Source organism: Aliisedimentitalea scapharcae (assembly GCF_045277565.1).
GTDB lineage: Bacteria > Pseudomonadota > Alphaproteobacteria > Rhodobacterales > Rhodobacteraceae > Aliisedimentitalea > Aliisedimentitalea scapharcae.
Window position 1 is genome coordinate 2079932 of sequence record NZ_CP123584.1, and the last position, 17670, is coordinate 2097601.

Genomic DNA, 17670 nt, shown 5'->3' on the forward strand with positions numbered 1-17670 from the left:
CACAGCGAATGTCCAGAGCGGCCAAACCCGCATGGTTCAGCCTTGCAGCGCGCGCACGGCGTCCAGAACCTCGGCCACATGGCCGTCGACCTTTACCTTGTGCCAGACCCGGGCGATCTTGCCTTGGGCATCAATCAGGAACGTCGACCGCTGGATTCCCATGGATTTGCGCCCATACATGTTCTTTTCGACCCAGACGCCGTAATCTTCGCACATGGTGCCATCAGCATCCGACAAAAGCGGGGTTGTCAGGTCGTGTTTGGCGACAAATTTGTCATGTTTGGCAACGGTGTCCTTGGAGATCCCAAAAACCTGTGCCCCGGCATCGGCAAAGGATTGCAAATCTTGAGAAAACCCGATGGATTCCTTGGTGCAGCCCGGCGTATCATCGCGAGGATAGAAAAACAGAACAACAGCGCGGCCGCGCAGATCGGACAGGCTGATTTCGCCGCCTCCATCCCTGGGCAGGGTAAAATCGGGGGCGAGATCGGAAACATCAGGCATCAGGAAGAACTCCGGAATGAATTTTCAACATCTGGGTTGCATCATAACCATCGCAACCAGGGATTAAAGACGTACTATGCGCTCTGTCGATCAGGAAACTGACACCGGCCAGACCGGAGATGCGCCGCCGTCCCGGCGACGACCGCACCGGCGGGCGTTGCGCTGGGGGGCGTGGGTGGTGGCGATTTTGTCCATCGCTCTCAGCGGCGCGATTTTTTTCGGGATGGATCGCAACCTGACGGCACCGGATTGGTTGCGCGCCCGCGTGTCGCAACGGATCGAACAGAACCTGAATGGAATGACGCTGGATTTCGGACGGGTGGACTTTGTCGTGAACAAAGGCTGGCGTCCGCGCATCCGGTTGCAGGATGTGGTGCTGGCCCGCGACGACGGGCGGGTTCTGGCGCAATTGGCCCATGCCGAGGCCTCTTTGGCCATGCGTCCGCTGCTGCGCGGCCAGATCCAACCCAAACAGATCGAACTGAGTGGGGCGTATGGTCAGTTGCAACGGGATGCCTCCGGGCAATTCGCGTTGAGCCTGGGGGATGGGTCGACGTCCACGAAACAGGCCGCCAGCCTGCCGCAACTGATCGAACAGGGAGACCAGTTGTTTCTGCACCCCCAGCTTCAGGCGCTCACATCGGTTCAGATGGATGCGCTGACGCTCAGCTACGAAGATCTGGGCCAAGGTCGCGCCTGGACATTGGACGGGGGCCAGATCCGGTTGGTGCGCCGTGACGATGACCTGCGGATCTCGGCGCTGTTTTCGCTGCTCAGCGGGCGGGACTATGCCAGCGGCATTGATGCCAGCTATGCCAGCCGGATCGGTGATACCGAGGCGGATATTTCCGTGTCGATCCACGAAGTTGCCAGCCAGGATATTGCCGCACAGAACGTCGCGCTGGAATGGCTGGGGGTTCTGGATGCGCCGATTTCGGGGGCGTTGCGGGGCAATATCGACAGCGACGGGGCGGTCGGACCGATTTCCGCCACTTTGCAGATTGGCCAAGGGGTTCTGAAACCGGCCGATCAGGCCCGACCGGTGTCCTTTCGGGGGGCGCGCAGTTATTTTACCTATGACCCGGTTCAGCAACGTCTGACTTTTGACGAACTCAGTCTGGACAGCGACTGGGGGATCGGCGCAGCGGCTGGTGGGGCCTACCTTTACACCGATGACCAGGGTCATCTGACCGATCTGGTGGGGCAATTCAGCTTTCGGGATGTTGAGGCCAATCCCGGCAATTTCTATGAGGCCCCCCTGACGCTGAGCAAGGCCACCGCTGATTTCAGGCTGCAGCTGAACCCGTTCCGCTTCACGCTGGGAGAGGCATTGGTGCATCTGGATCAAAGCAAGCTGCGCCTCAGCGCCGATGCTTCGGTTCAGGCTCAGGATCTGGTGTTTGCGCTCAATGCCGAACTGGATCAGCTGGACGTTCCGGCTGTGAAACGATTGTGGCCCGCGTCGCTGGCGCCCAAGCCGCGCAAATGGGTGGCCAACAATCTGTTGTCCGGCGACATGAGCCAGGGCCGCTTTTCGATCCGCGGCACGGCGGGGCAGAAACCGGTGATTCAGGCGGGGTTCACCTTTGACAATGCGTCGATCCGGTTTCTGAAGACCATGCCGCCAATCCAGGGTGGGGGCGGACAGGCCAGCCTGGTGAACGGACGTTTTGTGGTGCTCGCGACCAAAGGCACGGTGACAGGGGATGCCGGTGGACCGATCGACGTTGCCGGAACGTCCTTTATCATTCCGGACATCCGGATCAAGAAAGCCGCGCCCAGCGTAACCCGTGTCACGGGCCGGGGCGAGGTGACTTCGGTCATGTCATTGTTGGCCCGCCCGCCGCTGAGCGTGCTGAAGAACACGGTTTTGCCGGTCAATATGGTTGATGGCATGGCCTATATCACCGGCACTTTGGCCCTGCCATTGCGGGACAAGGTGCCGTTCGAGGACATCAAATTCCATCTCAAGGGGGACATTCGGGACGTGTCGAGCACGCTTTTGGTGCCCGGCCACACCCTGACGGCGGATACGCTGGACATCACCGGAGACCAAAGTGCCATCCGCATTCACGGCCAGGGCGCGCTCAGCGGCATTCCGGTTCGGGCCGAATGGTCCCGCCCCATCGGCAAGGGCGTGTCGCCGGACAGTCAGGTGTCTGGAACCGTGGAGTTGTCGGCGCAGGTCATCGACACCTTTAATATCGGCCTGCCGCCCGGCACGGTGTCAGGGCGGGGGCAGGGGCAGTTTGTTCTGGATCTCGGCCCGAACCGTGCGGCCAGATTGTCGGTGACATCGGATCTGCAGGGGGTTGGCCTGCAGATGGCCGAATTGGGATGGCGCAAGCCGACAGGGACGTCCGGAACGCTCGACCTGTCGGGGGAACTGGGAGACAAGGTGCAACTGGACAAGCTGATCCTTCAGGCGGCCGGACTGACGGCGACCGGAAGCGTGATCAACCGGACCGGCGGCGGGCTGGACAGGGCCTTGCTCAGCTCGATCCGGGTCGGGGACTGGTTGGATGCGGCCGTGGAGCTGGTCGGACGTGGCACATCGGCACCAGAGATCCGGATTCTCAGTGGAACATTGGATTTGCGCAAGGCCCCTTTCGGCTCTTCGGGGACGTCATCTGCGGCAGGGGCGGGCACCGGCACGGGCCCAATGGATGTGGCGCTGAACCAATTGCAGATCACCGACAGTATTTCCCTGACCGGATTTCGGGGCGATTTTTCCACCCAGGGCGGATTCAATGGCAAATTCAGCGGGCGTCTGAATGGCGGAACCGCGGTCACCGGCCTGTTGGTTCCGCGCGAAAACGGCAGCGCCATCCGTATTCAATCCCAGGATGCGGGGGGGGTCTTTCGGGACTCGGGAATTCTGAGCAATGGCCAAGGCGGGTCCTTTGACATGACCCTATTGCCGACCGCCGAAGAAGGCCATTTCGAAGGCCAGATGAGCGTGCGCAACACACGGGTCAAAAATGGGCCTGCGATTGGGGCGCTGGTCAATTCGATCAGCGTGATCGGTCTGCTCGACGAATTGACCGGCAACGGGATCCAGTTCAATGCGGTGGATGCCCGGTTTCGGTTGGGACCATCTGTCATCACCGTCTATGAAAGCAGCGCCGAAGGGCCGTCGATCGGGTTGTCGATGGATGGGACATTCGACGTCGAGCGCAGCCTGCTGAACATGCGCGGAGTCATTTCGCCGGTTTATCTGTTGAATGCGATCGGCAGCCTGGTCACCCGCAAGGGCGAAGGCGTGTTCGGGTTCAGTTATCGCCTGACCGGCCCGACCACGGATCCATCTGTGCAGGTCAATCCGTTGTCCGGGCTGGCTCCGGCGATGCTGCGCGACATTTTTCGCACACCGGGGGCCAAAGCACCTGAAACCCAACTGCCTGCAGATCAGAACAGCGGCAGTTCCGAAACAGGCACCGAACGCGGCAACGCCGGTGACAGGTGACCCATTTTCAATTCTGGCAAAAGCCCCTATAGGCCCGGATCATGAAACTCTCTGATTTTGATTTCGACCTGCCCGAACACCTGATTGCAACCCGACCGGCCAATCCCCGTTCGTCGGCCCGCCTGTTGGTCGCCAATGGCGATGCTCTGACGGATGCGCATGTGACGGATCTGGTGGATTGGCTGCGTCCCGGTGATCTGCTTGTGCTGAACGACACCAAGGTCATTCCCGCCCGTCTCAGCGGTGCGCGCCATCGCTGCGGTCCGCAGGGCGATACCGCGGCCAAGATGGAAGTGACCCTGTTGGAGCCGCGCGCCGACGGGACCTGGGCGGCGCTGCTGAAACCGCTCAAGAAGATCCGGGTGGGCGAAGACATCCGATTTGGCGCGACACTGTCAGCCAAGTTGACGGATGTTCAGGACGGGCAGGCGCATTTGCTGTTCAATTTGTCTGGCGATGATTTTGATGCGGCCCTGGCCCAGGCCGGGGCCATGCCGCTGCCCCCCTATATTGCCGCCAAGCGCCCGGCGGACGCGCAGGACAAAGAAGACTATCAGACGGTGTGGGCCCGTCATTCCGGTGCTGTCGCAGCCCCGACCGCATCGCTGCATTTTGACCAGCCGCTGCTGGATCGTCTGGCCGCGATGGGCGTTGGATTTACCCATGTGACGCTGCATGTGGGGGCAGGGACGTTCCTGCCGGTCAAGGTGGATGACGTCACCACCCACAAGATGCACGCCGAATGGGGCCGGGTCAGCGATGAGGCCGCGGCCCGCATTGCCGAAACCAAAGCCGCAGGCGGGCGCGTGATCCCGGTTGGGACAACCGCGCTGCGCCTGATCGAAAGCGCCGCGCGCAGCGGAGCGATCGGTCCCTGGGAAGGTGAAACCGACATCTTTATCTATCCCGGTTTTACCTTTCGTGTGGCCGACGCGCTGATGACCAATTTCCATTTGCCCAAATCGACCTTGATGATGCTGGTGTCGGCGCTGATGGGGCAACAGGCTGTGCGCGACATCTATACCCATGCCGTCACACAGGGGTATCGTTTCTTTTCTTATGGGGATGCGTCGCTTTTGATCCCCGGTGGGACGAAACTGGCTCAGAATCCCGAACAATAATCATGGACAAGCACGGCTCTGGCCCTGTTAACATCGGGCGTGCCCCGAGGGGGTGGTTTTAACATCCAAGCAGCGGAGTTGCGCGATGCTACAGGTTTTGTCGAGCGCGTGGGCGCTGTTGCTGGGAATGGGGCTGTTGATGGTTGGCAACGGCCTGCAGGGTACCATGTTGGGGGTGCGCGGCGAAATCGAAGGGTTTTCCACCTTTGAGATGTCCATGGTGATGTCGGCCTATTTCGTCGGCTTTCTGGGGGGATCCCGCCTGGCACCCGAGATGATCCGCCGCGTTGGACATGTTCGGGTGTTTGCGGCGCTGGCGTCGTTCATTTCGGCTGTGATGATCCTGTATCCGGTGCTTCCCAGCATCTATGTCTGGATCGCAGGGCGTATTTTAATCGGGTTCTGCTTTTCCGGTGTGTATGTCACGGCGGAAAGCTGGCTGAACAATGCCGCGGACAATTCCAACCGTGGCAAAGCATTGTCGCTGTATATGATCGTTCAGATGATCGGGATCATCACGGCGCAGGGATTGATTCAGGTGGGCGACCCGGGCGGCTACGAAGCGTTTGTGATCGCGTCGATTCTGGTTTCGATCTCCTTTGCTCCGATCCTGTTGTCGATCTCTCCGACCCCTGCATTTGACACCGCAAAACCCATGACCCTGCGCGAATTGATGCGGATTTCACCGCTGGGCTGTGTGGGCATGTTCATTCTTGGCGGGATCTTTTCGGCCCAATTCGGCATGAGCGCGGTTTACGGTGCCGCCGTGGGCATGTCGCTGACCAAACTCTCGCTCTTTGTCGCGACGTTTTATATGGGCGCGTTGGTGCTGCAATATCCGCTTGGTTGGATTTCGGATCGGATGGATCGCCGGGGGTTGATCCTGATTGTGGCCCTGGTTGGCGGCGGCGGTTCCGTACTGGGTTTCATTTTAGGCGGCGATTTCAAGATGTTGCTTGTCTCGGCGTTTATTATTGGCGGCCTGTCAAACCCGCTGTATTCGCTGTTGATCGCCTATACCAACGATTATCTCGACCATGATGATATGGCCGCCGCTTCGGGGGGGCTGGTCTTTATCAACGGGCTGGGTGCGATTGCCGGGCCGATGATTACCGGTTGGCTGATGGCCGATGTGGTGCTGGGGCCGGCGGGGTTCTTTGCGTTCATGGCAGCCCTGATGTTTGTCATGGCCGCCTATGCTGCCTACCGCGCGACTCAGCGGGCCTCGATCCCGGTTGAAGATACCGGCACAATGTCGCCGATGTCTCCGACGGCCTCGCCGGTGGCGGTGGAATGGGCGCAGGAAGTCGCCATCGAAGCCGACCTGGAAGCCCAAGAAGAGGGCGAAGCGATATAATCTTGCATAAAAATGTCGTCTTGTTGCAATTTGTTACTGTAACACCTGTGTAAAACCCTTTTAAATCACAGGTGTGCTGGGCAGTAACAGTGGAGACAGACAGATGGTCGGGCCCGACGAGATTTTAAGGTATTGGTTGGACGAGTTGGGCCCTGCGGGGTGGTACTCGGGGGCAGCGGAACTGGATCAGCAAATTCGGGATAAATTCCTGTCCACATGGGAGGCCGCCTGTGAAGGCAAGTTTTCCCTGTGGCTGACGTATCCATCCGGGACCCTGGCCTATATCATTCTGATGGATCAGTTCCCGCGCAATATGTTCCGCGATACCGGGAAAGCCTTTGCAACTGATCGCGCGGCGCTCGCCGTGGCCAAGGTCGCGATCAACAAGGGGTGGGATCTGAAGATCGACGAACCAGCCCGACAGTTCTTTTACCTGCCGCTGATGCATTCGGAAAACCTGTGCGACCAGGACCGCTGTGTGCGCCTGATGAAGGAGCGGATGCCAATTGCCGGGGAATCCAACCTGCTGCATGCCCGGGCGCATCGCCAGGTGATCCGTGAATTCGGACGGTTCCCCTATCGCAATCAGGCATTGTCACGCCATTCCACCGGGCTCGAAACCGCCTATGTCCAGGCAGGCGGATACGGGCACACCATGCGCCAGTTGCAGGCGACGGGTTAACCGGCTGGCACGCACCCCTTGATGTCCAAAACGCTGCGGGTCAGGGCATCCGCAGCCGTTTCAACAGTATGTGTGATCAGCACTTCCGGTGATTGTGCCAAGGTGCGGACCTGACTTTGAACGCCTTCAATCCGATTATCCAGCAGCTGAACCCGATGTTGCAGCCGTTGCAGGGCTGGTGTGCTCAGCGCGTTTGATTTGTCCTTGATCGCCACCAGATCCTCGCGCAATTCGGCCAGATCGTTGCGCGCCCCCCGTACCTCATCCCGCAATGGCTCTACCTTTATGAGGTTTTGGGCAAAGGTGGCCGTCGCACCGTCCAGGACGACCGCGGTTTTCCATGCCAGAAACAGACACAGCGCAACAAGGATCAGCGTGGCGTTGAGCAAAGCGAGTGCGAGGTTTTTGAGCGTTTTGGCCATGACGTGTCCAATTTCCATTGTCATAAAATGTGTCCGCCGCCTGAAATTGATGCGACAAACCAGTGTTAGCCTATTGGCCGGGGTCGGTATAGGCTGACCTTACCGTGTTTTTGGCCCTGTTCAGTGCGTCTGAGATGTCGCAGGGGTGGGGGATTGATGTGTTTTGAGAATTAGTTTAACGGTAAACTAGTTTTTTTTTGCGCTGCGCCGAGGGGATATCATGGCCGCTAAAACCTATGATCTGATTGTTGTCGGGGCCGGCCCCGGTGGATATGTGGCTGCCATTCGAGCGGCGCAACTGGGGCTGAAGGTTGCAGTTGTCGAACGCGAACATCTGGGCGGCATCTGTCTGAACTGGGGATGCATCCCGACCAAGGCGCTGTTGCGGTCGTCCGAAGTGTTCCATCTGATGGAGCGGGCATCCGAATTCGGGCTCAAGGCCGAGAAGATCGGCTATGATCTGGACGCGGTGGTCAAACGCTCGCGCGGGGTGGCCAAACAGCTGTCCGGCGGCATTGGCCACCTGCTGAAGAAGAACAAGGTCACTGTGGTGATGGGGGCTGCGACCCTGCCTGCCAAGGGCAAGGTATCTGTCAAAACGGACAAGGGCACCGAAGAGCTGGAGGCGAAGAACATCGTTCTTGCCACCGGCGCGCGGGCCCGTGAACTGCCGGGGCTCGAGGCCGACGGAGATCTGGTCTGGACCTATAAACACGCGCTGCAACCGCCGCGCATGCCCAAAAAGCTGCTGGTCATCGGGTCGGGCGCAATTGGCATCGAATTTGCCAGCTTTTACAACACGCTGGGGTCCGAAACGACCGTGGTCGAGGTGATGGATCGGGTGCTGCCGGTCGAAGATGCAGAAATCAGTGCATTCGCCAAAAAAGCCTTTGTCAAACAGGGGATGAAGATCATGGAGAAAGCCATGGTCAAACAGCTGGACCGGGCCAAGGGCAAGGTGACGGCCCATATCGAAGTCGGTGGCAAGGTCGAGAAACAGGATTTTGACACGGTGATTTCCGCGGTCGGGATTGTTGGCAATGTCGAAAACCTGGGGCTCGAAGCGCTGGGAGTAAAGCTGGACCGTACGCATGTTGTCACGGACGCCTATTGTCGGACCGGGGTCGACGGCCTGTACGCTATTGGCGATATCGCCGGCGCACCGTGGCTGGCGCACAAGGCGTCTCACGAAGGTGTCATGGTGGCCGAATTGATCGCGGGCAAACATGCCCATCCAGTCAAACCCGAAAGCATCGCAGGCTGCACGTATTGTCATCCCCAGGTGGCGAGCGTTGGGTATTCCGAAGCCAAGGCCAAGGAACTGGGGTACGACATCAAAGTTGGCCGCTTTCCCTTTATCGGCAACGGCAAAGCGATCGCATTGGGTGAGGCCGAAGGCATGGTGAAAACCGTCTTTGACGCCAAAACCGGCGAATTGCTGGGCGCGCATATGGTCGGGGCCGAAGTCACCGAGATGATCCAGGGGTATGTGGTCGGCCGTCAGTTGGAGACCACCGAAGAAGACCTGATGAACACCGTGTTCCCGCACCCCACGCTGTCCGAAATGATGCATGAAAGCGTGTTGGACGCTTTTGACCGCGTTATTCATATGTAAGGTCTGTGACAGGCAGGGCCGGTAGCAGGCTCTGCCTCCAATCCATTTGGGTGTTCGGAGCCAGGTATTCCTTTGGATGCTGGGTCACATGACCCGGCCCGTTGTCGCACCAGAAAGCCCAACAACCGCCAGAGACAGCGGGGCAGGATCGGGTTTGGCGGTATTCCCCGCACTTTGGCACGATTGAAGGGGAAATTGGCTGAATTCACTGTCAACCCAGGTGTCTGCGCTTGTGCGTGGCCCGGGGTCTGTGGTCTCTTGGTCTCACGAACAAGGAGACCAATCTGTGCCCAGCCTGAACCGTATTGCAATGGGGAAATCCAGCCGCGGAATGATCCGCGACCTGAAACCCGCCAGCCTGGATGTCGCTGAGATTTCAGGCAAATGGGGCGAGATGTTCAAGTTCCGGTCCTATCGGCAATTCCGGTACCCCGAGTTTGACATCTGCGAAGGACCGTTTCGCGGCGCAGACGACCGGATCCTGAAATTCGACCTGATCCTGGCCAATCAGGTGTGGGAACATCTGGACCGTCCGTATCAGGCGACCAAATACGTGCGGCGTATGCTGCGTCGGGGCGGGCATTTCTGGGTCGCAGTCCCGTTTTTCATTCCTTTTCACGCCGCGCCCAACGATTGTTCGCGTTGGTCGGCGCGCGGGCTCAAGAATTTTCTGGTGGAATGCGGGTTCGAAGAGGATGCCATCCGTGCCCGTCAATGGGGCAACCGGAACGCGGCGTTGCGCAATATGGAAGAGGTCTGGCCCCCGGAATATGACGAAGAGGCCGATTCGCTCGAAAATGACCCGAAGATGCCGATTTGTTCCTGGGCGATAGCCCAAAAGACCTAAGTGGCAGCGGCAAATGTATCGTCAGGCGGGTTCGACCGCCCCGCCGGCCCGCAGCCATCCGGGTAATCCACCGATGTTATGCACATCCTCATACCCCAATTGGCGCAGGATCTTGCGTGCTGCCATGCTGCGCCCCCCAGAGGCGCAATAGACTGCAATCGGAGTGTTCTGGCGCAGCCGATTATCAAAATCTGGGTGGCGTGGATCGGCCACGTCCCGCAGCCGGATCAGGGGAATATGCAAGGCCCCCAAGGCTTTGCCAGAGCTTTTGACTTCTGCGTGTTCGCGGACATCCACCAGAATGATGGTTCCGTCGCGCACCCCGGCAATCGCATCCTGCGGTGTCATTTTTCCGGGCAACAGGGATTTGAGCGTGAACATCGGGGCCTCATCTGTCGGTTTGGTGTTACGGCATTTTAACATTCAAAAAAGCGAATACAAATATTTTCTTGCCAAATTTCGCTTGTTCACACTTTGTTCGCCATTTTGTCTTGGATACCCGGCACCTGTCGCCTATCTCTAGGAAGATTGTATTGGGGGCATCATGGCTGAGCTGAAATCCATCGAAGTGCGCGGTGCGCGCGAACACAATCTGAAAGGCATCGACGTGGATATTCCACGCGATCAGCTGGTGGTGATCACCGGCCTGTCCGGCTCGGGGAAATCCTCGTTGGCGTTTGATACGATTTATGCCGAAGGACAACGCCGCTATGTTGAATCGCTGTCCGCCTATGCGCGTCAGTTTCTGGACATGATGGAAAAGCCGGATGTCGACCATATCAGCGGCCTGTCTCCGGCGATCTCCATCGAACAGAAAACCACGTCGAAAAACCCCCGTTCGACCGTGGGGACCGTGACCGAAATATATGACTATATGCGTCTGTTGTTCGCGCGTGCGGGGACGCCGTACAGTCCCGCCACCGGCAAGCCGATCGAGGCGCAACAGGTTCAGGACATGGTCGATCGGACCATGGCGATGGAGGAGGGTACCCGCGGCTATTTGCTGGCCCCCATCGTGCGCGACCGCAAGGGCGAATACCGCAAGGAATTCCTGGAGCTGCGCAAAAGCGGCTTTCAGCGGGTCAAGGTGGATGGTGAGTTCTATGAACTGGACGAACCGCCGACATTGGACAAGAAATACCGCCATGACATCGACGTTGTCGTGGATCGGGTCGTGGTTCGCGAAGGCATGGAAACCCGGTTGGCCGACAGTTTCCGCACCGCGCTGGATCTGGCTGATGGCATTGCGATCTTTGAAACTGCCCCGCGCGAAGGGGATCCGGAGCGGATCACGTTTTCGGAAAACTTTGCCTGTCCGGTCAGCGGGTTCACCATTCCCGAAATCGAACCGCGCATGTTTTCATTTAACGCCCCCTTTGGGGCCTGTCAGGAATGTGACGGGTTGGGGGTCGAACTGTTCTTTGACGAACGTCTGGTGGTGCCGGATGCCGCGCTCAAGGTTTATGACGGGGCGTTGGCCCCGTGGCGCAAGGGCAAGTCGCCCTATTTCCTGCAAACCATCGAAGCCATCGCCAAACATTACGAGTTTGACAAGAACATTCCGTGGAAGGATCTGCCTGCGCACGTAAAGCAGGTCTTCCTCTATGGGTCTGGCGACGAAGAAATCCCGTTCCGCTATGACGAAGGCGGCCGGGTGTATCAGGTGACCCGCAGTTTCGAAGGCGTCATTCCGAACATGGAACGGCGCTATCGCGAAACGGATTCAAACTGGATTCGCGAAGAGTTTGAACGCTATCAAAACAACCGACCCTGTGGTGCCTGCGAGGGCTATCGCCTGCGGGACGAGGCATTGGCGGTCAAGATCGGGTCTGCCGCGGGCAAGCAGGAAAACCTGCTGCATGTCGGACAGGTGGTGCAGATGTCGATCCGCGAGGCGCTGGCCTGGATCGAAGATGTGCCAAACCATCTGACACAGCAAAAACAAGAGATCGCCCGCGCCATCGTCAAGGAAATTCGCGAACGGTTGGGTTTCCTGAATAACGTGGGTCTTGAATACCTTACACTGTCTCGTTCAAGCGGAACATTGTCGGGTGGCGAAAGCCAGCGTATCCGGTTGGCCTCGCAAATCGGGTCGGGTTTGACCGGGGTTCTCTATGTGCTGGACGAGCCGTCCATCGGGTTGCACCAACGCGACAACGACCGCCTGTTGGGCACGCTGAAGAACCTGCGCGATCAGGGTAATACGGTGATCGTCGTCGAACATGACGAAGAAGCGATCCGCGAAGCCGATTACGTGTTCGACATCGGCCCAGGCGCAGGTGTGCACGGTGGGCAGGTTGTCAGCCACGGTACCCCGGCCGAAATAACGGCGGATGCTGCGTCGATCACAGGCCAATATCTGGCCGGGACGCGTGAAATTGCCATTCCCGCCAAACGGCGTAAGGGCAACAAGAAGTCCGTCAAAGTGGTCAAGGCCACCGGCAATAACCTCAAGAACGTCACAGCAGACTTCCCATTGGGTAAATTTGTCTGTGTGTCGGGGGTTTCGGGGGGCGGCAAATCGACCCTGACTATCGAAACCCTGTTCAAGACCGCATCCATGCGGCTGAACGGTGCACGCCAGACGCCGGCACCCTGCGAAACGATCAAGGGGTTGGAGCATCTGGACAAGGTGATCGACATCGACCAGCGCCCCATCGGGCGCACGCCGCGATCCAACCCGGCCACCTATACCGGTGCCTTTACCCCGATCCGCGACTGGTTCGCCGGTCTGCCCGAGGCCAAGGCGCGCGGGTACAAGCCAGGGCGGTTCTCCTTTAACGTCAAAGGCGGGCGGTGTGAGGCCTGTCAGGGCGACGGCGTGATCAAGATCGAAATGCATTTTTTACCCGACGTCTATGTCACCTGCGAAACCTGTCAGGGCGCGCGCTATAACCGCGAGACTTTGGAGATCAAGTTCAAGGGCAAGAGCATTGCCGATGTTCTGGACATGACGGTGGAAGACGCACAGGAGTTTTTTAAGGCGGTCCCATCGATCCGGGACAAGATGGACGCGCTGGCCCGGGTGGGGTTGGGGTATATCAAGGTCGGCCAACAGGCGACGACCCTGTCAGGTGGCGAAGCGCAACGGGTCAAGCTGTCCAAGGAACTATCGAAACGCTCAACCGGGCGGACGCTGTATATCCTGGACGAACCGACAACTGGTCTACATTTCGAAGATGTGCGCAAACTGTTGGAAGTGCTGCATGAATTGGTCGAAGGCGGCAATACGGTGGTGGTGATCGAGCACAATCTGGATGTCATTAAGACCGCAGATTGGATCATTGACATTGGTCCCGAAGGGGGGGGCGGCGGCGGTGAGATCGTAGCCAAGGGCACGCCGGAAACCGTGGCCGCAGAACCGCGCAGCCATACCGGACACTATCTGAAAGCCATTCTGGACGCGCGGGCCGTCGCAGCGGAATAGGCGGTTTCCGAGGCCTGATCGAACGGCGGAGTTCCTGCTGTGCGTCGACCTGCACGCCACGGGAAGGGAGAACGTTGGATAACGCTTTTGGGGGCTCTGACCCCGTCTCAGCCATGGGCTGAGCCTCCCCCGAGGTATTTTTGACCAGAAAGAAGCCAGGCCGCGCGGTTTCATGGCATCATGGGAATGTAGAGGGGAGAAGAGGATTATGCGCAAGATACCAGTGCAGGGCGTGCACCACATTACGCTGACAGGAGCGGATCGCCAGACAACGATTGATTTTTGGGAGGGGGTGTTGGGAATGCCGTTCGTTTTCGAGCAGCCCAATCTGGACCGCCCGAACGAAGGGCATGTCTATTTTGATCCGGGCGACGGGCGGTTGATTACCGTGTTTACCGACGAGACCCGCAAGGGCACACCGGACCGCACACCGACCGAACCGGGATGTGTTCATCATCTTGCCTTTAGTGTCAGTCAGGCGGTGTTTGCGCAGACAGTCGATCGTTTGGACGAACGCGGGATCAAACATTCTGGCGTGCGTGATCGTGGGTTCATGGATTCGATTTATTTCAAGGACCCTTTGGGGTTGCTCATAGAACTGGCCAGCTACCGGTTCGAACCGCCCGCAGGGCACAGCCATGCGGATGTGTTGATATGCGCGCATCGCATCCGGGTGGGACGGGGGGATCATCACATCGATCAGCGCCATCTGGCCGATGCAATAGAAGAGATCGGAGCAGCGCGCGACAGCCTGTCGAACGACAGAACCGCCAAGGATCCGTATGGCGGCTGAGGTGTCTCAGGTCACTGATCAGTGACGCGGGCGACCGATCCGGTGTTCGCAACAATTTAGGTCTGTGAATAGCGTTGGTGCGGCTCGCTGCCCGGGGCCGGCAAAGGCCGCCCGAGAGTATTCGGCCCTTTGACGTTGGCGCACCGCGGCATCACATGGCGGTCACAGAAAAGGGTCCACAGGAATGACCTGCGGACCCTGAGACGTGAAATGCCGTTTTTATCAGCCGCGGCTGCGTTTTTCGAACCGGGGCAACATGGCTGAGAAATCCATGCCAGTGCCATCTTCGTTTTCGACAAACTGTGCATAGAGCGCCTGGGCCAGTTCCCCCATGGGTGTGTCGGCATCAGCGCTTTGGGCGGCCTGCTGGCTCAGGCGCAGGTCCTTGAGCATCAGTTCGGCGGCAAACCCGGGTTGATAGCCATTGTCCGACGGCGATTGGGGGCCAACACCGGGGGCGGGGCAATAGGCGTTCATGGTCCAGCTGTAGCCCGACGACGTGGAAACCACATCAAACATCTTCTGGCGATCCAGTCCCAGTTTGTCAGCCAGAGCAAAGGCTTCGCAGGTGGCGATCATGGTGACGCCCAGGATCATATTGTTGCAGATCTTGGCGGCCTGACCGGCACCGGCCTCACCACAGTGCACGGCCTTTTGGCCCATGATATCAAACAGCGGTTTGGCTGCGGCAAAAGCATCTGTGGAGCCGCCGGCCATGAAGGTCAGCGTTCCGGCCGAAGCGCCACCGATGCCACCAGACACCGGAGCGTCCACGAACAGCAGGCCCGCAGCCGTGCATTTTTCGGCCACGGCCCGGGCGCTGTCCACATCCACGGTCGAACAATCCACCAATGCGGCCCCGGCGGTCATTGCCGGGATCACCTGATCCGCAACAGCGCGCAGGATCTGGCCGTTGGGGAGCATCGTGATGACCACATCCGCACCGGTAGCAGCCTCGGCCCCGGAGGCGGCCATGGTGACGCCCTGGATTGACACGTCTGCCATGTCAAAGCCGATCACGTCGTGGCCTTCGGCGGCGAGGTTGGCCGCCATAGGCCCCCCCATGTTGCCCAACCCGATAAATCCGATTTTCATCACTCAATCCTCCTGAAAAGTCAGTGCGTCGCCGCCCAGCGGTTGCAGCATCTGGCTGACCGCCACGGCGGGTACGTTTTGATCCGCATATTGCCACTGCGGGGTGCGGTCCTTGTCGATGATCGCGGCGCGGATCCCTTCGAGGAAATCGCCTTTTTCCATCGCGCGAAAGGTAAAGCGGTATTCCAGGTCCAGCGCCTTGCGGATGCTCAGGGTGCTTGCACGCAGACGGTGCAGCATTTCCACGGTGCAAGCCATTGACAGGGGCGAATTGCGGTTCAGCGCCTTTAAGGTCTTTTGTGCAAACTCGCTGTTTTCATTGCGCAATCCATTCAGGATATCCCCAAGGGTTTCGCCGCCGAATGTGCGATCAATGTCCGCTTGCAGCGGCCTGAGTGCGCCTGGGGGCGGTGTTTGGGCGTGGCTTGCGATATGGGAGGGATCGCCTGACGCTTCGAGCATTTCGATCACATCCCCCCAAGTGGCTTGCGGGAGGAAATGATCGGCAAAACCGGCCAGTATGGCGTCATCGGGGCCCATGCGGCCAGCTGTCAGCCCCAGGTATTCACCCATCCGTCCCGGTGCCAGCGCCAGCATCAGCGAACCGCCAACGTCAGGGATCAAACCTATGCCAACCTCGGGCATGGCGATCTGGCTGCTTTCGCCCACGACCCGGTGCGAGCCGTGACAGCCAATGCCAACGCCGCCGCCCATGGTGAACCCCTGCATAAAGCTGATCACAGGTTTGGGATATTCAAAGATCAGCGCATTGGTGCGGTATTCATCCCGCCAGAACGTACGACCATAGCCAAAATCGCCCTTGGTTCCGGTATCATACAGTTCGGCAATGTCGCCGCCTGCACAGAATGCTTTGTCCCCGGCCGCGTCGATCACGATCAGGGACACGTCATCATCTTCGCGCCAATTGCGCAGGGCGGTGTCGACGGCCATGCACATGTCATAGCTCATCGCGTTCAGGGCTTTGGGGCGGGTAAAGGTGATGCGCCCCGCGCGCCCCGTTACCCGAATGTCGATGTCTGTCATAACAGCGCTGTCCTTCAACGGTTTTCAGCCAGCAGCTGACGGGCAATGATCAGACGCATGATTTCATTGGTGCCCTCAAGGATCTGATGCACCCGCAGGTCACGCACGATTTTCTCGACGCCATAGTCGGCCAGATAGCCATAGCCGCCATGCAGTTGCAAACAGCCATTGGCCACGTCGAACGACACATCTGTCACCATCAGCTTGGCCATGGCGCAGAATTTGGACGCATCATGAGCGCCATTGTCCAGCTTCCATGCGGCCTGACGCAAAAAGGTGCGCGCGGCCTGCAGTTTGGTTTCATATTCGGCCAGACGAAATTGCAGGGCCTGGAACTGGTCGATGGTTTTGCCAAAGGCCTTGCGTTCGCCCATGTATTGGATGGTCATGTTCAGCGCCGCCTGCGCGCCGCCCAGGGCCCCGGCGGAAATGTTCAGGCGACCACCGTCCAGACCGGCCATGGCATAGCTGAAACCTTTGCCCTCGTCGCCGATGCGATTGTCCAGGGGGACAGCGCAATCATCAAATTGCACCTGCGCGGTGGGTTGCGCCAGCCAGCCCATCTTTTTCTCGTTGGCACCAAACGACAGGCCGGCATTGCCGTCTTCGACCACCACGGTGGAAATCCCCTTGGGGCCGTCGTCACCGGTGCGGACCATGGTGACATAGGCATCAGAATACCCGCCACCAGAGATGAACGCCTTGGTCCCGTTCAAAACATAGGTGTCATTTGTTTTTTCGGCGCGTGTTTTCAGCGCGGCGGCGTCAGACCCAGAGCCGGGTTCTGTCAGGCAATAGGAAAACACCTTTTCCATGGTACACAGTTGGGGCAACCATTTCTGTTTGGTTTCTTCGCTGCCGAATTTGTCGATCATCCCACCGCACATATTGTGGATCGACAGGAACGATCCGACGGCGGGGCAGGACATGGCCAGCGCTTCAAAAACCAGCGTGGCGTCCAGCCGCGACAGGCCGGAGCCGCCGTATTCTTCGGAGACATACAGCCCACCAAAGCCCAGTTCACCAACCCGGGGCCACAGCTCCTTTGGGATGGTGCCTTCGGATTCCCACTGTTGGGCGAAAGGCGCAATGTTTTCCTGCCCAAAGGCCAAGGCCATGTCGAATATCGCGGTTTGTTCCTCGGTCGGTGCGAAATCCATGCGTATCCCCTTTTTCGATCTGTCGGCGGCGCGTCTGTTACTTGAATTGAACGGTTGTTCTATTACTCCTGAATTCTTACAGGAGTTTTGCAGGCAGGGGAAAGAAAAAGCCGCACGCCATCCCGAGTGGTGACAAA

14 protein-coding genes are annotated in these 17670 nt (G+C 58.9%); 8 read left to right on the forward strand and 6 right to left on the reverse strand.

The genetic code is table 11. From position 1 onward, the window contains the following. Positions 1 to 36: 36 nt before the first annotated feature. Positions 37 to 504: a peroxiredoxin gene (locus tag QEZ52_RS09820; protein ID WP_406649929.1), complete on the reverse strand. Its 468-nt coding sequence runs from the start codon at positions 502 to 504 to the stop codon at positions 37 to 39. A 76-nt stretch (positions 505 to 580) separates the two neighbouring features. On the opposite strand from QEZ52_RS09820, the gene QEZ52_RS09825 reads away from it, so the two are divergent. The 4 genes from QEZ52_RS09825 (at position 581) to QEZ52_RS09840 (ending at position 7130) form a co-directional block, all read left to right on the forward strand. Then, a complete protein-coding gene (locus tag QEZ52_RS09825) occupies positions 581 to 3970 on the forward strand; it encodes a DUF3971 domain-containing protein (protein ID WP_406649933.1) in 3390 nt (1129 codons plus the stop codon). A 41-nt stretch (positions 3971 to 4011) separates the two neighbouring features. Further along, positions 4012 to 5091 carry a tRNA preQ1(34) S-adenosylmethionine ribosyltransferase-isomerase QueA gene (gene queA / locus QEZ52_RS09830; protein WP_406649937.1) on the forward strand — a complete coding sequence of 360 codons (1080 nt, stop codon included), beginning with the start codon at positions 4012 to 4014 and terminating at the stop codon, positions 5089 to 5091. Between the two features lie 85 nt (positions 5092 to 5176). After that, a complete protein-coding gene (locus QEZ52_RS09835) occupies positions 5177 to 6448 on the forward strand; it encodes an MFS transporter (RefSeq protein WP_406649940.1) in 1272 nt (423 codons plus the stop codon). Between the two features lie 103 nt (positions 6449 to 6551). After that, positions 6552 to 7130 carry a DUF924 family protein gene (locus QEZ52_RS09840; protein WP_406649942.1) on the forward strand — a complete coding sequence of 193 codons (579 nt, stop codon included), beginning with the start codon at positions 6552 to 6554 and terminating at the stop codon, positions 7128 to 7130. Here the strand turns inward: QEZ52_RS09840 and QEZ52_RS09845 are convergent. Continuing rightward, positions 7127 to 7576: a hypothetical protein gene (locus QEZ52_RS09845; protein ID WP_406649944.1), complete on the reverse strand. Its 450-nt coding sequence runs from the start codon at positions 7574 to 7576 to the stop codon at positions 7127 to 7129. The two genes, QEZ52_RS09840 and QEZ52_RS09845, sit on opposite strands and share 4 nt — an antisense overlap. A gap of 196 nt (positions 7577 to 7772) precedes the next feature. On the opposite strand from QEZ52_RS09845, the gene lpdA reads away from it, so the two are divergent. Together lpdA and QEZ52_RS09855 are read left to right on the forward strand one after the other, a co-directional pair. Then, positions 7773 to 9167 (forward strand): dihydrolipoyl dehydrogenase, encoded by a 1395-nt coding sequence (gene lpdA / locus QEZ52_RS09850; protein WP_406649947.1) that lies wholly within the window; start codon positions 7773 to 7775, stop codon positions 9165 to 9167. Positions 9168 to 9453: 286 nt separating this feature from the next. Beyond that, positions 9454 to 10014 carry a methyltransferase domain-containing protein gene (locus tag QEZ52_RS09855; RefSeq protein WP_406649950.1) on the forward strand — a complete coding sequence of 187 codons (561 nt, stop codon included), beginning with the start codon at positions 9454 to 9456 and terminating at the stop codon, positions 10012 to 10014. A 21-nt stretch (positions 10015 to 10035) separates the two neighbouring features. Here QEZ52_RS09855 and QEZ52_RS09860 read toward each other — a convergent pair whose 3' ends face one another. After that, a complete protein-coding gene (locus tag QEZ52_RS09860) occupies positions 10036 to 10395 on the reverse strand; it encodes a rhodanese-like domain-containing protein (RefSeq protein ID WP_406649953.1) in 360 nt (119 codons plus the stop codon). Positions 10396 to 10558: 163 nt separating this feature from the next. Here QEZ52_RS09860 and uvrA point away from each other — a divergent pair, with 163 nt between their 5' ends. Next, positions 10559 to 13441: an excinuclease ABC subunit UvrA gene (uvrA, locus tag QEZ52_RS09865; protein WP_406649959.1), complete on the forward strand. Its 2883-nt coding sequence runs from the start codon at positions 10559 to 10561 to the stop codon at positions 13439 to 13441. A gap of 208 nt (positions 13442 to 13649) precedes the next feature. Continuing rightward, positions 13650 to 14234 carry a VOC family protein gene (locus tag QEZ52_RS09870; protein WP_406649962.1) on the forward strand — a complete coding sequence of 195 codons (585 nt, stop codon included), beginning with the start codon at positions 13650 to 13652 and terminating at the stop codon, positions 14232 to 14234. A gap of 222 nt (positions 14235 to 14456) precedes the next feature. Here the strand turns inward: QEZ52_RS09870 and mmsB are convergent, their stop codons facing one another. From mmsB to QEZ52_RS09885, 3 genes are read right to left on the reverse strand one after another with little or no spacing between them, the layout of a single operon-like run. Continuing rightward, positions 14457 to 15329, reverse strand: a complete 873-nt coding sequence (gene mmsB, locus QEZ52_RS09875) for a 3-hydroxyisobutyrate dehydrogenase (RefSeq protein ID WP_406649966.1) — start codon at positions 15327 to 15329, stop codon at positions 14457 to 14459. Positions 15330 to 15332: 3 nt separating this feature from the next. Then, entirely contained in the window at positions 15333 to 16373 is a 1041-nt protein-coding gene (locus QEZ52_RS09880) for an enoyl-CoA hydratase/isomerase family protein (protein ID WP_406649970.1), read from the reverse strand. A gap of 14 nt (positions 16374 to 16387) precedes the next feature. Then, positions 16388 to 17533, reverse strand: a complete 1146-nt coding sequence (locus QEZ52_RS09885) for an acyl-CoA dehydrogenase family protein (RefSeq protein ID WP_406649974.1) — start codon at positions 17531 to 17533, stop codon at positions 16388 to 16390. Positions 17534 to 17670: the final 137 nt, after the last annotated feature.

What these genes read in the sequence shown, in the direction of transcription:
- lpdA (WP_406649947.1), top strand. Translation starts at nt 7,773, where the DNA reads ATGGCCGCTAAAACCTATGATCTGATTGTTGTCGGGGCCGGCCCCGGT.
- QEZ52_RS09880 (WP_406649970.1), bottom strand. Translation starts at nt 16,373, where the DNA reads ATGACAGACATCGACATTCGGGTAACGGGGCGCGCGGGGCGCATCACC.
- QEZ52_RS09825 (WP_406649933.1), top strand. Translation starts at nt 581, where the DNA reads ATGCGCTCTGTCGATCAGGAAACTGACACCGGCCAGACCGGAGATGCG.
- uvrA (WP_406649959.1), top strand. Translation starts at nt 10,559, where the DNA reads ATGGCTGAGCTGAAATCCATCGAAGTGCGCGGTGCGCGCGAACACAAT.
- QEZ52_RS09860 (WP_406649953.1), bottom strand. Translation starts at nt 10,395, where the DNA reads ATGTTCACGCTCAAATCCCTGTTGCCCGGAAAAATGACACCGCAGGAT.
- mmsB (WP_406649966.1), bottom strand. Translation starts at nt 15,329, where the DNA reads ATGAAAATCGGATTTATCGGGTTGGGCAACATGGGGGGGCCTATGGCG.
- queA (WP_406649937.1), top strand. Translation starts at nt 4,012, where the DNA reads ATGAAACTCTCTGATTTTGATTTCGACCTGCCCGAACACCTGATTGCA.
- QEZ52_RS09870 (WP_406649962.1), top strand. Translation starts at nt 13,650, where the DNA reads ATGCGCAAGATACCAGTGCAGGGCGTGCACCACATTACGCTGACAGGA.
- QEZ52_RS09820 (WP_406649929.1), bottom strand. Translation starts at nt 504, where the DNA reads ATGCCTGATGTTTCCGATCTCGCCCCCGATTTTACCCTGCCCAGGGAT.
- QEZ52_RS09835 (WP_406649940.1), top strand. Translation starts at nt 5,177, where the DNA reads ATGCTACAGGTTTTGTCGAGCGCGTGGGCGCTGTTGCTGGGAATGGGG.
- QEZ52_RS09840 (WP_406649942.1), top strand. Translation starts at nt 6,552, where the DNA reads ATGGTCGGGCCCGACGAGATTTTAAGGTATTGGTTGGACGAGTTGGGC.
- QEZ52_RS09845 (WP_406649944.1), bottom strand. Translation starts at nt 7,576, where the DNA reads ATGACAATGGAAATTGGACACGTCATGGCCAAAACGCTCAAAAACCTC.
- QEZ52_RS09885 (WP_406649974.1), bottom strand. Translation starts at nt 17,533, where the DNA reads ATGGATTTCGCACCGACCGAGGAACAAACCGCGATATTCGACATGGCC.